This window comes from Pseudomonas sp. SDI (assembly GCF_003105155.1).
Taxonomy (GTDB): Bacteria; Pseudomonadota; Gammaproteobacteria; order Pseudomonadales; family Pseudomonadaceae; genus Aquipseudomonas.
In genome coordinates this window covers 129522-142198 of the sequence record NZ_QETK01000003.1, presented here as the reverse complement: position 1 = coordinate 142198, position 12677 = coordinate 129522, and the positions used below count along the sequence as shown (strand labels likewise).

General features: G+C 62.8%; 15 protein-coding genes. 8 read left to right on the top strand and 7 right to left on the bottom strand.

Annotated features, from left to right (window positions below; translation table 11 throughout):
* The first annotated feature begins 202 nt into the window (after positions 1-202).
* Complete coding sequence (gene gdhA / locus DCO48_RS03150; protein WP_116549158.1) at positions 203-1540, top strand: NADP-specific glutamate dehydrogenase; 1338 nt, start codon at positions 203-205, stop codon at positions 1538-1540.
* Here the strand turns inward: gdhA and DCO48_RS03145 are convergent.
* The 4 genes from DCO48_RS03145 to DCO48_RS03130 form a co-directional block, all read right to left on the bottom strand.
* Positions 1537-2034, bottom strand: a complete 498-nt coding sequence (locus tag DCO48_RS03145; protein WP_116549157.1) for a GreA/GreB family elongation factor — start codon at positions 2032-2034, stop codon at positions 1537-1539. The genes gdhA and DCO48_RS03145 overlap by 4 nt on opposite strands.
* Before the next feature lie 67 nt (positions 2035-2101).
* Positions 2102-2455 (bottom strand): hypothetical protein, encoded by a 354-nt coding sequence (locus DCO48_RS03140; protein WP_116549156.1) that lies wholly within the window; start codon positions 2453-2455, stop codon positions 2102-2104.
* Between the two features lie 84 nt (positions 2456-2539).
* Complete coding sequence (locus DCO48_RS03135) at positions 2540-4393, bottom strand: DUF4105 domain-containing protein (protein WP_116549155.1); 1854 nt, start codon at positions 4391-4393, stop codon at positions 2540-2542.
* A gap of 76 nt (positions 4394-4469) precedes the next feature.
* Entirely contained in the window at positions 4470-4958 is a 489-nt protein-coding gene (locus tag DCO48_RS03130) for a DUF3015 domain-containing protein (protein WP_116549154.1), read from the bottom strand.
* Between the two features lie 277 nt (positions 4959-5235).
* Between DCO48_RS03130 and DCO48_RS03125 the strand changes: the two genes are divergently transcribed.
* The 5 genes from DCO48_RS03125 to DCO48_RS03105 all read left to right on the top strand — a co-directional run bounded on the left by DCO48_RS03125 (position 5236) and on the right by DCO48_RS03105 (position 9929).
* Complete coding sequence (locus DCO48_RS03125) at positions 5236-7674, top strand: Lon protease family protein (RefSeq protein WP_116549153.1); 2439 nt, start codon at positions 5236-5238, stop codon at positions 7672-7674.
* Positions 7675-7846: 172 nt separating this feature from the next.
* Entirely contained in the window at positions 7847-8185 is a 339-nt protein-coding gene (locus tag DCO48_RS03120) for a hypothetical protein (RefSeq protein ID WP_116549205.1), read from the top strand.
* 103 nt (positions 8186-8288) lie between these two features.
* Entirely contained in the window at positions 8289-8777 is a 489-nt protein-coding gene (locus DCO48_RS03115; protein ID WP_116549152.1) for a TIGR00645 family protein, read from the top strand.
* Positions 8778-8913: 136 nt separating this feature from the next.
* On the top strand, positions 8914-9207 hold the full coding sequence (locus tag DCO48_RS03110) for a DUF6482 family protein (protein ID WP_116549151.1): 294 nt from the start codon (positions 8914-8916) through the stop codon (positions 9205-9207).
* A gap of 104 nt (positions 9208-9311) precedes the next feature.
* Positions 9312-9929, top strand: coding sequence for an FKBP-type peptidyl-prolyl cis-trans isomerase (locus DCO48_RS03105; protein ID WP_116549150.1), 618 nt, complete (start codon positions 9312-9314; stop codon positions 9927-9929).
* Positions 9930-10007: 78 nt separating this feature from the next.
* Here the strand turns inward: DCO48_RS03105 and DCO48_RS03100 are convergent, their stop codons facing one another.
* The 3 genes from DCO48_RS03100 to DCO48_RS03090 all read right to left on the bottom strand — a co-directional run bounded on the left by DCO48_RS03100 (position 10008) and on the right by DCO48_RS03090 (position 11802).
* Complete coding sequence (locus DCO48_RS03100; protein ID WP_116549149.1) at positions 10008-10256, bottom strand: hypothetical protein; 249 nt, start codon at positions 10254-10256, stop codon at positions 10008-10010.
* 135 nt (positions 10257-10391) lie between these two features.
* Positions 10392-10733 (bottom strand): zinc ribbon domain-containing protein YjdM, encoded by a 342-nt coding sequence (locus DCO48_RS03095; protein ID WP_116549148.1) that lies wholly within the window; start codon positions 10731-10733, stop codon positions 10392-10394.
* A gap of 100 nt (positions 10734-10833) precedes the next feature.
* Positions 10834-11802, bottom strand: coding sequence for a polyprenyl synthetase family protein (locus DCO48_RS03090; RefSeq protein WP_116549147.1), 969 nt, complete (start codon positions 11800-11802; stop codon positions 10834-10836).
* A 253-nt stretch (positions 11803-12055) separates the two neighbouring features.
* On the opposite strand from DCO48_RS03090, the gene rplU reads away from it, so the two are divergent.
* Both rplU and rpmA read left to right on the top strand, forming a co-directional pair.
* Positions 12056-12367 (top strand): 50S ribosomal protein L21, encoded by a 312-nt coding sequence (gene rplU, locus DCO48_RS03085; RefSeq protein ID WP_116549146.1) that lies wholly within the window; start codon positions 12056-12058, stop codon positions 12365-12367.
* Positions 12368-12402: 35 nt separating this feature from the next.
* Positions 12403-12660: a 50S ribosomal protein L27 gene (gene rpmA, locus DCO48_RS03080; RefSeq protein ID WP_116549145.1), complete on the top strand. Its 258-nt coding sequence runs from the start codon at positions 12403-12405 to the stop codon at positions 12658-12660.
* The last annotated feature ends 17 nt before the right edge of the window (positions 12661-12677 follow it).

Below are 12677 nucleotides of genomic sequence, written 5' to 3'. Positions count from 1 at the left end.
CGCGGGACGAGCTCGCACACCTGGAGTGCAAGCGCTTGTGGGAGCGGGCTCGTCCCGCGATGCGGGCCGAAAGATGTATACAGTTATATAAAATGCACCAAATTATTTCATAAAAACGACATTTCGCCCTGTTCCAGTGCGACAGGTTCTTGTTAAAGTCCTGAAAAAACCAAAAAAGTCTAATCCCTCTGGTGAAATGTCCATGATCGAATCCGTCGAAGACTTCCTCGCGCGTCTACAGCAACGCGACCCTGCCCAGCCCGAATTCCACCAGGCGGTGGAAGAAGTATTGCGCAGCCTCTGGCCGTTCCTCGAAGCTAACCCCCGCTACCTCAAGGACGGCATTCTCGAACGTATGGTCGAGCCTGAGCGGGCCATCCTGTTCCGGGTGTCGTGGGTCGACGATCAGGGCAAGGTCCAGGTCAACCGTGGCTACCGCATCCAGATGAGCAGCGCCATCGGCCCGTACAAGGGCGGCCTGCGTTTCCACCCGTCGGTGAACATTGGCGTGCTGAAGTTCCTGGCCTTCGAGCAAGTGCTGAAGAACTCCCTCACCTCACTGCCGATGGGCGGTGGTAAAGGCGGCTCGGACTTCGATCCGAAGGGCAAGAGCGACGCTGAAGTGATGCGCTTCTGCCAGGCCTTCATGAGCGAACTGTACCGCCACATCGGCGCCGACCTCGACGTACCGGCCGGCGATATCGGCGTGGGTGCCCGCGAAATCGGCTACCTGTTCGGCCAGTACAAGCGCCTGTCCAACCAGTTCACCTCGGTACTTACCGGCAAGGGCATGACCTACGGCGGCAGCCTGATCCGCCCGGAAGCGACCGGCTACGGCTGCGTGTACTTCGCCGAGGAGATGCTCAAGCGCCAGCACCAGCGCATCGACGGTCGCCGGGTGGCGATCTCCGGTTCCGGCAACGTTGCCCAGTACGCGGCGCGCAAGGTCATGGACCTGGGCGGCAAAGTGATTTCGCTGTCCGACTCCGAAGGCACCCTGTACTGCGAAGCCGGCCTGAACGATGAGCAGTGGGATGCCCTGATGGAGCTGAAGAACGTTCAGCGCGGGCGTATCAGCGAGCTGGCCACGCGCTTCGGCCTGGAGTTCCGCAAGGGCCAGACGCCATGGAGCCTGGCCTGCGACATCGCCCTGCCGTGCGCAACGCAGAATGAACTGAACGACGAAGACGCGCGCACCCTGCTGCGCAACGGCTGCATCTGCGTGGCCGAGGGCGCGAACATGCCGACCACCCTGGAAGCGGTGGATATCTTCATCGACGCCGGCATCCTGTTTGCGCCGGGCAAGGCGTCGAACGCCGGTGGGGTGGCGGTGAGCGGCCTGGAGATGTCGCAGAACGCCATGCGCCTGCTATGGACCGCCGGTGAAGTCGACAGCAAGCTGCACGCGATCATGCAGTCGATCCACAATGCCTGTGTGCATTACGGTGAAGAAAATGGCCGGGTGAACTACGTCAAGGGCGCCAACATCGCCGGCTTCGTCAAGGTTGCCGACGCCATGCTGGCGCAGGGCGTGGTCTAAGCGTTCGCTTCGATGGCGAGGACCTCGATCAGCTGATCGCCTGCCGGTCGTCGCCACAGCACCTCGTCGCCGGGGCCTGCACCGAGCAGGGCCCGGCCGAGCGGTGAGCCCCAGTTGATCAGGCCGCTAGCCGCATCGGCCTGGTCTTCACCGACCAGTTGCACCTCGTTGACCTTGCCCTGTTCGTCCATGAAGCGCACGTTGCTGCCGATCTGCACCTTGTCGGTGGCGGTGGCCGGTGGCATCACCTGAGCGCTGTGCACGCGGGCGCTGAAGTAGCGCAGGTCGCGTTCCACTTCCGCCAGTTGCTGTTTGTCGGCCTGTTCGCCCTGAGCGAGGAGGGCGCTGCGCTGGCCGTCGAGTTCGGCCAGGCGTTGCTGCAGCAGGGTCAGGCCACGGGCGGTGACGTAGTTGGGCTGCTCGCTGATCTTGCGTTCGACCGGTTGGCTGGCCTGGGCGGCCGCCTGGTCTTCGTTGACGAATGCTCGGCTCATGGTCGGCCTCCTTTCTATGGAGACCATGCTGACAGGCCGGCGGTTCGCCCGGATGTCTGTAAGCGACCTATTTGCTGCGGTAAGCGCGGGCAGCGTCGCGATCCTTCTCCTGTTGCCAGCGCTCTTCGCCTTCGTCCCAGTGGCGTTCGCGGTAGCCCTGGACGTCCTCGGACTGCTGCATGGCCTGGCATTGGCGAAAGCCGTCGTCCCAGCCGGATTCGTACTGGCGGTTGTGCAGGTAGCGCGGCACGTCCTTGCGAAACGCCCCGGCCATCACCCCGGCGGCCTGGCGACCGCTGCTGCAACCGTCCTGAAAGCCATCGGCGTAAGGAGGGGGGTACCCCTGGTTGATCAATTGTTCATGGGTCGATTGGCAACCCGTCAGGCCCAGCACCGCACTCAACACCCACCAGCACCGCATAGTCGGACTCTCCCGCAACTGTGGATAAGTCTAGGTGGGGAATTGTTGGCGGCGTGTCAAAAGGATGTGACGGCGGTGCAACCTTTAGTAGTTGTACCACTTCACCTCCAGCAGCACCTCGTTCTGCGCCGTCGCCAGCTGGCTGAACTCGCGCTTGGCGCTCAGCCGTACACCCAGGCTGCGGGAAACCTCCCAGTGCTGGTTCAGGCTCAGGCTGCGGCGCACCTCGCCATTGGTGAAGTAATCGCCTTTAGCCTCCAGCGTCAGGTTGCCCAGCCCGTTGCGCCACAGCAGCCCGGTATTGAAGCCTGCCGCCGGCGAGACAAACTCGGCAAAGTCGTTGTTGTGCTCGACCCGCAGCGTGCCCAGGGCAAACCCGAGCAGCTCGTCGGCCAACTGCCAGGTGCCGCCTGCGCCGCCGTTCACATGGCTGACCAGCACTTCGTCGTCGTGCTTGCCGAGCACCCGCTCCAGGCCACCCGTCACCTGCCAGGACCACGGCTGCAGCAAGTCGTTGCGCGGCGTCAGCGAGCGGATCGTCGCCAGGTCCAGGCGCTGCAACTGCCAGTCGTTGCCCTCGTATTGGCGCAGCTTGAGCTGGAGGATCTCGATCTGCGCGCCGAGCGGGAAGCCATAGGCGTTGTCGTTCAGGTCGTGGTAGGCCATGCGCAGGCCATACTCGGCAAACGCCCGGTCTTCCCGCGTGCCCACGCCCAACTGCCAGGTGCGCGACTGATGGCCCTCTTCGGGCAGCCCCGGCTGCTCGATCTGCAACGCCGGCGGTGGGTTGCGGTTGATCGCCCGCAGCAATTCGAAACTGCGCTGGGTGCGCGCCGGGTCGCGCTCCTGGCCATTGGCCCGGTAACGCTCCAGCCGGTAGGCGGCGTCCTGCACCAGCGCCTGGCGCTCCCTGGGCAGGGCCGTAAAGTCGTTGCTCTGAAGGTGCGCGGTGTCGGCACTGAGCGCCAACACCTGCTGCTGTTCGGCATCGTCCAGCGGCTCGGCCCGGGCCAGCAGCTCGCGCTCGCGCGACGGCCGGTAGTCGGTGCGCTCGACCAGCCCGGCCTGCTTCACCGCCTTCACGGTATCGGTGGGGATCGCTGTCAGTGGGAACTGCGAGGTCAGGTCCAGGCTTGGCCGCGCCACCTGCAACAGCTCCAGCAGCCGGTAGGAGCAGTTTTCATCGAAGAAGAAGTAGTCGAAGCGGATCTGCTTGAGCTCCCAGATGTGCTCGACCATGCGCCCGGTTTCCGCCGGCGTGAGGTTCAGCCGGTACTCCCACAGGTCGCGGTTCTCCAGACTGCGGTATTCGGCGAGTTTCTCCTGGTAGGGCACCAGCGCGAACAGCCCCGGATAGCCGCCCATCAGGCCCTTCCAGGCATACAGGATGCTGTTGTCGTTGCCTTCGATGTAGGCGCCGAAATTCACCGCGTAGCTGAGCAGCGCCGTGTTGTCGCTTTGCACATCGGCCTGGTCGATGCGCAGCAGGGTATGCCCGAACATCGACGACGGACTGTTCAAGTACGCCGCCGGGAAAATCATCACCGCACTGTGCGGCGAAACGTCCTTGAACCACTGGCTGTAGTCCTTGCACGCCGGTGCCGGCAGATCGTTCAGTTGCAGTTGCTCGCGCAGCCAGCGGCTACGTGCCGGAAATACGCATTGCGCATGCTTGTCGCCCAGGCTCGCCGGTTGGTACAGCGCCGCCACGGTGGCGCGCAGTTCGCGCTCGGGGTGGTGGGCGCCGTCTTCGGCGAGGAAGAACCGCGCGTCGTCGACATAGCTGCGCCAGCCGCCAAGCTTGGCCGTCTCGTAGTGGCCGAGGGCGATCCAGTAGCGATCGTTGGCCAGCTGGTGCAGGCGCGCGTCGTCGAGCAGGGGGGCAGCGTGCAGCGGGGCGCAGGCACAGAGCGCCAGGTAGGCAAGGCGTTTGAGCATGTCGGGCAACTACGTCTGAATGATGCCGATAGAGGCGGGAAACACCCGCCCCCTTGCGGGGACGGGCGCTGGCAGCTTAAGCCGGGGTGGCGTACTTGGCCAGACGGGCGTCGGTTTTCAGTACGGCCAGGGTGTTGGCGTGAACGTCTTCAGCCGTCACATCGGCGGTCTTGAAGATCTCCTGGAAATGCTGGTGGGTGACGGCGGCGAAATGCGCGCGGTCTTCCGGTGCCACACCCAGTACCACCGCGTAGGTGGTCAGGGCTTCGCCCTGGCCCTGGGCCATGTCTTCGGACAGTTCGTTCATCATGCCATTCATGGCGAACCACGACTTGCCGCCGTAGGTCAGGGAAGCGTTGGTCGAGCAGCCGTTGGTGCCCGAGGTCATGCCGAAGGTGGCGTTGCCGGAGGTGCCGTTGGTGGTGGAGGCGAGGAAGTGGGCCGGGGTGCCACGTTGGCCCTCGAACAGCATGTTGCCCCAGCCGCAGTCCGGGCCGCCTGGCGCCTGGGCCATGGCGTTGATTGACACCGCGGTGAACAGAGTACCCAGAAGAATCCGTTTCATAGCATTGTTCTCTTTCTGATGGTTCAAACCAAAGGTCAGGGTTATCCGGCATGGCCAGCGGGCCTAAGCCAGAGGCGGGTTGGTTGTACACCCAGCCGCGCAGTTAGGAGTCTAGGCACGATCTAAGGGTTCCGTGATTAATTGCGAAACATTGCATGAAAAAATTGACGGCAAGCCGCTTTTCGACCCTGCGGCATAAAGCGCTGAAGAGCCTTGCAAGGCGCCCGCGCCCGGCGCCAGAATGCCGGCATCTGCCCCGCCGAAGTAAGGAAGCCCGATGCCCGATCCTGTCGCTGCGAAGCTGCGTCTTGCGCCTGAAGCCCTGACCCGGCCGTTTTCCGCCGAACAGTTCGCCTTTACCACTACCAACGATCTGGAGCCTTTTCGCGGTGTGCTTGGCCAGGAACGTGCTGTCGAAGCCTTGCAGTTCGGCGTCGCCATGCCGCGTCCTGGGTACAACGTTTTCGTCATGGGCGAGCCGGGCACCGGCCGCTTCTCGTTCGTCAAACGCTACCTGAAGGCCGAAGGCAAGCGCCTGCAAACGCCGTCGGACTGGCTCTACGTCAACAACTTCGACGAGCCGCGCGAGCCCAAGGCGTTCGAGCTGCCGGCCGGTAGCGCCGGCGAGTTCATCGCCGATATCGGCGGTCTGATCGACAACCTGCTGGCAACCTTCCCGGCCGTGTTCGAGCACCCGTCCTACCAGCAGAAAAAGAGCGCCATCGACCGCGCCTTCAACCAGCGTTACGACCGTGCCCTGGATGTGATCGAACGTGCCTCGCTGGAAAAGGACGTGGCGCTGTACCGCGACAGCAGCAACGTGGCCTTCACTCCGATGAGCGACGGCAAGGCGCTGGACGAAGCCGAGTTCGCCCAGTTGCCGGAAGCCGAGCGCGAGCGCTTCCACGACGACATCGCCGCACTGGAAGAGCGTCTCAACGAAGAACTGGCCAGCCTGCCGCAGTGGAAGCGCGAATCGAGCAACCAGTTGCGTCAGCTCAACGAAGAAACCATCACCCTGGCCTTGCAGCCGTTGCTGGCCCCGCTGTCGGAAAAGTACGCGGAAAACGCGGCGGTCTGCGCCTACCTGCAAGCCATACAGGTCAACCTGCTGCGCACGGTGGTCGAGCAACTGGTCGACGACAGCAAGACCGACGCCGTGGCGCGCAAGATGCTCGAAGAGCAGTACGCGCCCAGCCTGGTGGTGGGCCACCATGTTAGCGGCGGCGCGCCGGTGGTGTTCGAACCGCACCCGACCTACGACAACCTGTTCGGCCGGATCGAATACAGCACCGAACAGGGCGCGCTGTACACCACCTACCGACAACTGCGCCCGGGGGCGCTGCACCGCGCCAATGGCGGCTTCCTGATCCTGGAAGCGGAAAAGATGCTCGGCGAGCCGTTCGTCTGGGATGCGCTCAAGCGCTCGCTGCAATCGCGCAAGCTGAAAATGGAATCGCCGCTGGGCGAGCTGGGCCGTCTGGCCACCGTGACCCTGAGCCCGCAGATGATCCCGTTGCAGGTGAAGGTGGTGATCATCGGTGCGCGCCAGCTGTATTACGCGCTGCAGGACCACGACCCGGACTTCCAGGAGATGTTCCGCGTGCTGGTCGACTTCGACGAAGACATCCCGATGGTCGACGAGAGCCTGGAGCAGTTCGCCCAGTTGCTCAAGACCCGCACCAGCGAAGAGGGCATGGCGCCGCTCAGTGCCGACGCAGTGGCCCGCCTGGCCACTTACAGTGCGCGCCTGGCCGAACATCAGGGGCGGCTCTCGGCGCGCATCGGCGACCTGTTCCAGTTGGTCAGCGAGGCCGACTTCATCCGCCACCTGGCCAACGACGAAATGACCGACGCCGGGCATATCGAGCGCGCGCTCAAGGCCAAGGCCACGCGCACCGGGCGGGTCTCGGCGCGGATCCTCGACGACATGCTCGCCGGGATCATCCTGATCGACACCGAAGGCGCTGCGGTCGGCAAATGCAACGGGCTGACAGTGCTGGAGGTGGGCGACTCGGCGTTCGGCGTACCGGCGCGGATTTCCGCCACGGTGTACCCTGGTGGTAGCGGCATCGTCGACATTGAGCGTGAGGTCAACCTGGGGCAGCCGATCCACTCCAAGGGCGTGATGATCCTCACCGGCTACCTCGGCAGCCGCTATGCGCAGGAATTCCCCCTGGCGATTTCGGCGAGCATCGCCCTGGAACAGTCCTACGGCTATGTGGATGGCGACAGCGCGTCGCTGGGCGAGGCCTGCACGCTGATCTCGGCCTTGTCGAAAACCCCGCTCAAGCAGTGCTTTGCGATTACCGGCTCAATCAACCAGTTCGGCGAAGTGCAGGCGGTGGGCGGGGTCAACGAGAAAATCGAAGGCTTCTTCCGCCTCTGCGAGGCGCGTGGCTTGACCGGCGAGCAAGGCGCGATCATTCCCAAGGCCAACGTCGCCACCCTGATGCTCGACGAGCGTGTGTTGCAGGCGGTGCGTAACGGGCAGTTCCACGTGTACGCAGTCAGCCAGGCCGACGAGGCGCTGAGCCTGCTGGTCGGCGAGCCGGCCGGGGAGCCGGACGAGAACGGCGACTTCCCCGAGGGCAGCGTCAACGCGCGGGTGGTCGAGCGCCTGCGGGTGATCGCCGAAATGCTCAGCGAAGAGGACCTCAAGGAGGCCGAAAAAGAGCTGGCGGAAGAGGCGCTGGCGCAGGTCAAACCGAGCTGAGGGAACGCGCTGGGCGCCGGCTGGTCATGACCATTCGGCGCCCGCTGGCGGTCGACCGCTTGTCGCCGGCGGATTTCTTCTATTCTTCAGGTCAAGGACAGCCGTTGATACAGGATAGAAACAGTTCCCATCGTGGGGGCTGAACAGGGCTTCAACGAGGATCGTCGCCATGCTGCGCACCCTCAGCCTCACCCGTCAATGCCTGGGCCTGGTGACCCGCATTGAGTGCAGTATCCGCCCACTGGCCGGCGACAACGGCATGTGGACCCTGCTCTTCGCTGCCGGCATGGCCGGCGAACAACCCTCCGCAATCAAGGCCCAAGGCCCGTTTCACGGCCCGTTCGTGGCCGAGTCCGTGCTCAGTGCCATCGTCGACAGCTTGACCCTGCATGGGTATCAGGTGGCCGACGATCCACAGATCTGGAGCGTGCATTTGCAGGCCCAGCTGCGTCGGGTGAACGGCGAAAGGGTGCACCATGTGGGCGATATCCAGCTCAACCCGGAAACCTGAACCGTAGAGCATTGCCCGCTGCGCCACTGTGTCGCGGGCTTTTTCTGTCACAGGCGGCTGGTATACTCGCGCTCGTTTTTCCCGCCACCTGGTGATTTGCTCAATGGAACGCTTTATCGAAAATGCGATGTACGCCTCGCGCTGGCTGCTCGCCCCGATCTACTTTGGTCTGTCGTTGGGCCTGCTGGCGCTGGCACTGAAGTTCTTTCAGGAGATCTTCCATGTGCTGCCGAACGTCTTCGCCCTGGCTGAAGCCGATCTGATCCTGGTGTTGCTGTCGCTGATCGACATGGCACTGGTCGGTGGCCTGCTGGTGATGGTGATGATCTCCGGCTACGAGAACTTCGTGTCGCAGCTGGACATCGACGAAGGCCAGGAGAAACTCAGCTGGCTGGGCAAGATGGACTCTTCGTCGCTGAAGATGAAAGTGGCTGCCTCGATCGTGGCGATCTCCTCGATTCATCTGCTGCGGGTGTTCATGGACGCGCGCAACATCGAGACCGAGTACCTGATGTGGTACGTGATCATCCACATGACCTTCGTGATCTCGGCCTTTGCCATGGGCTACCTGGACAAAGTGACCAAGCACTGATCGACCGATCGCTGCGGCAGCCGAACCGCCCGTCCGTTGCAAAACGGACGGGCGGTTGTGTTTCTGCCTTGTGCTTTGTGCGCGGCTGTACGAAAAATGAACGGACGCTCGACTGTCCCAGTAGTGAGGTGCTGCAATGAACCTGCACGATCTGAACACCCAGGCCAGGGCCGGCCATGTCCAGGAGCTGAACCTGATCGCCATCGAAGGCGGCGACTACCTGCTCGAAGCGCGTGTACACGGTCACGCGCATCCGCTGGCCGATGCCCGCGGCCGACGCTTGCGGGTGCACTCGGTAGCCGAGGCCAAGGGCTGGCTGCAGCGTCTGCCGGATTTACCGCTCAACCTTGTGCACTGGTCGGTACAGGACGAAATGTGCGGGATGAACAGCGCCGAGGAAGACCTCAAGCTGCCAATTTCGCGGCGCTGAGCCTGTTAGAACCGGTAGCTGAATTGCCGCGGCGCAGTGTGCTAGTCTGCTCGCCCTTTTAGTAAAGGGCGTGCAGCACTTGCGCCCTGCAGCGGAGCGACACAATGTCCGAAATCAATCTGTCTACCGACGAAACCCGCGTGAGCTACGGCATCGGCCGTCAGCTGGGTGGTCAACTGCGCGACAACCCGCCGCCGGGCGTGAGCCTGGACGCGATCCTGGCCGGTCTGACCGACGCCTTCAATGGCCAGGCCAGCCGCGTTAGCGAAGAAGACCTGTCGGCCAGCTTCAAAGTCATCCGCGAGATCATGCAAGCCGAAGCGGCTGCCAAGGCCGAAGCAGCTGCGGGTGCCGGTAAAGAGTTCCTGGCGGAAAACGCCAAGCGTGACGGCATCACCACCCTGGCCTCGGGCCTGCAATTCGAAGTGCTGACTGCAGGCGAAGGCGCCAAGCCAAGCCGCGACGACAGCGTTCGCACCCACTACCACGGCACCCTGATCGACGGTACTGTCTTCGACAGCTCCTACGAGCGTGGCCAGCCAGCAGAATTCCCGGTCAGTGGCGTGATCGCCGGCTGGACCGAAGCACTGCAACTGATGAACGCCGGTAGCAAGTGGCGCCTGTACGTACCGAGCGAGCTGGCGTACGGCGCTCAGGGCGTTGGCAGCATTCCGCCGCACAGCGTGCTGGTGTTCGACGTCGAGCTGCTCGACGTTCTGTAATACCGCTATCGCCGGCAAGGCTGGCTCCCACAGGATTGCAGCCGCTCACTGTGGGAGCCGGCCTTGCCGGCGATGCTGTTAAAGCTGCAAAGTCCCAGTGCCCGGACGCAACGCCCGCGCATAGCAGAACAGGAACAGGTTCCTCACCAGTTCCTTGAGCACGATCGGCTCACTCGAATTCAAACCGTTCAGGTCCAGGTCGCCCTGGTCGCGCAGTTCGTCCAGCGCGTCTTCTTCCAACACGGCACAGACCTCGCCGGTCTCGCGGTGCAGGATGCGCAGGTAAGGGTGGGGGCGGTCAAGCCAGGCGTCGATAAGATAAGTCATGGCTATTCTCCTTGAAAGCATTCAATGAGAATAATTCCTATTATCAAAATAGCAAGTGCCTATTGGCGGATTTTCCCCGAATCTGTTTTGCAGCGTCTGTCGAGACTGCCCGGCAGCCCCGACAGCACGAGGGGATCAGACCTTGCGGACGAATTCCGATTTCAGCTTCATCGGGCCGATACCGTCGATCTTGCAGTCGATATCGTGGTCGCCGTCGCACAGGCGGATGTTCTTGACCTTGGTGCCGACCTTGACCACCAGTGAGGTGCCCTTGACCTTCAGGTCCTTGATCACGGTGATGGTGTCGCCGTCCTGCAGGACGTTGCCCACTGCATCCTTTTTCACCGCTTCGTCGCTGGCGGCGTCGGCTTCACCGGCGGCCGACCACTCGTGAGCGCACTCGGGGCAGATCAACTGGGCGCCGTCTTCGTAGGTGTATTCGGAGTTGCATTTCGGGCAGGGTGGCAAAGTGCTCACTAAGGTTCCTCAAGGGTATGCGTACAGAAAGCCCACATTGTATAGGGATTAGTGCGCAAGAGGAAAACCGGGCCCATCGAGCGATGGGCCGGAGGCGCCGTCAGTGCGTACGGGCGACCGCGAACTCGCTGAGTTCGACCAGGGCGTCGCGGTACTCGCTGGCCGGCAGGGCGTCCAGGCAGGCGATGGCGCGGGCGACGTAGTCGCGGGCCATTTGTGCGGTGTACTCAAGGGCGCCGGCTGCTTCGACCGCGTCGCGGATACGCTCGAGGTCTTCGATGCCGCCTTTCTGGATCGCCTGGCGCACCAGCGCTGCCTGTTCGGCAGTGCCTTCGCGCATGGTGTAGATCAGCGGCAGGGTCGGCTTGCCTTCGGCCAGGTCGTCGCCGACGTTCTTGCCCAGGGTCTCGGCGTCGCCCTTGTAGTCGAGCAGGTCGTCGACCAACTGGAAGGCCACACCCAGGTGATCGCCAAAGGTGCGCAGCGCCTCGCGCTGTTCGTCGCTGGCAGCGGCCAGTGCCGCGGCACTGTGGGTGGAGGCTTCGAAGAGCATCGCGGTCTTGCCGCGAATGACGTCCATGTAGACCTCTTCGGTGGTGCTTGCGTCGCGGATCCGCGACAGCTGCAGCACTTCGCCCTCGGCAATCACCCGGGTGGCTTTGGAGAGAATCTGCATGACTGGCATCGAGCCCAGTTCGACCATCATTTCGAACGAGCGCGAGTACAGGAAGTCGCCCACCAGCACGCTCGGCGCGTTGCCCCACAGGGCGTTGGCGGTGGAGCGGCCACGGCGCATGCCCGACATGTCGACCACGTCGTCATGCAGCAGGGTCGCGGTGTGCAGGAATTCGATGGTGGCGGCCAGCAGGCGCAGGTCGTCGCCTTCGCGACCGAGTGCCTTGCCGCACAGCAGCACCAGCAACGGGCGCAGGCGCTTGCCGCCGGCCGAGGTAATATAGTCGCCGATCTTCGACACCAGCGGGACGCGCGACGTCAGCTGTTTCTTGATGATTTCGTCAACGGCGCTGAAATCGTCCGCTACCGCGCGGTAGAAAGCTTGGGGTTGCATCGGCCACAGGTGCTCCATAAAGGTTGCGCGGCATGCTAGGTTGCGGGTCCCGGCCTGTCAAGGCGCACGCCCTGTAGGGACAATGGCCGCACTTGCAAGGCCTGCCTGCCTTGCGTACAATCGCGCACCCTGAACTTCCTGGGCAGCACCTGCCTTACGCAATTGCACTGGGCCGTTCCAGCCCTATGCAGCCATGCCAGCCAATACTCTTCCTATAAAGAGCTGGGTGAGCAGGATTATCGGAGAAATACCCATGTACGCAGTAATTGTTACCGGTGGCAAGCAGTACAAAGTCGCCCCAGGTGAATACCTGAAAATTGAAAAACTGGAAGTCGCCACTGGCGAATCCGTGACTTTCGACCGCGTTCTGTTGGTTGCCAATGGCGACGACGTGAACATCGGCGCACCCGTTGTTGCTGGCGCCACCGTCGTAGCTGAAGTGATCTCGCAAGGTCGTCACGACAAAGTGCGTATCATCAAGTTCCGTCGCCGTAAGCACCACATGAAGCGTATGGGCCACCGCCAGTGGTTCACCGAGATCAAAATCACCGGTATTCAGGCTTAATTTCAGCCTAATCCCCATTCAGGAGAATTGAACTCATGGCACACAAAAAAGCTGGTGGTAGTACCCGTAACGGTCGCGACTCAGAAGCCAAACGCCTTGGCGTGAAGATGTATGGCGGCCAGGCTATCATCCCGGGCAACATCATCGTGCGTCAGCGCGGCACCCAATTCCACGCTGGCTACGGCGTTGGCATGGGCAAGGATCACACCCTGTTCGCCAAGATCGAGGGTAAGATCAAGTTTGAAGTAAAAGGCGCCTTCGGTCGTCGTTACGTGAGCATCGTCGCGGCCTGATCGCGTTGACGCTGGAA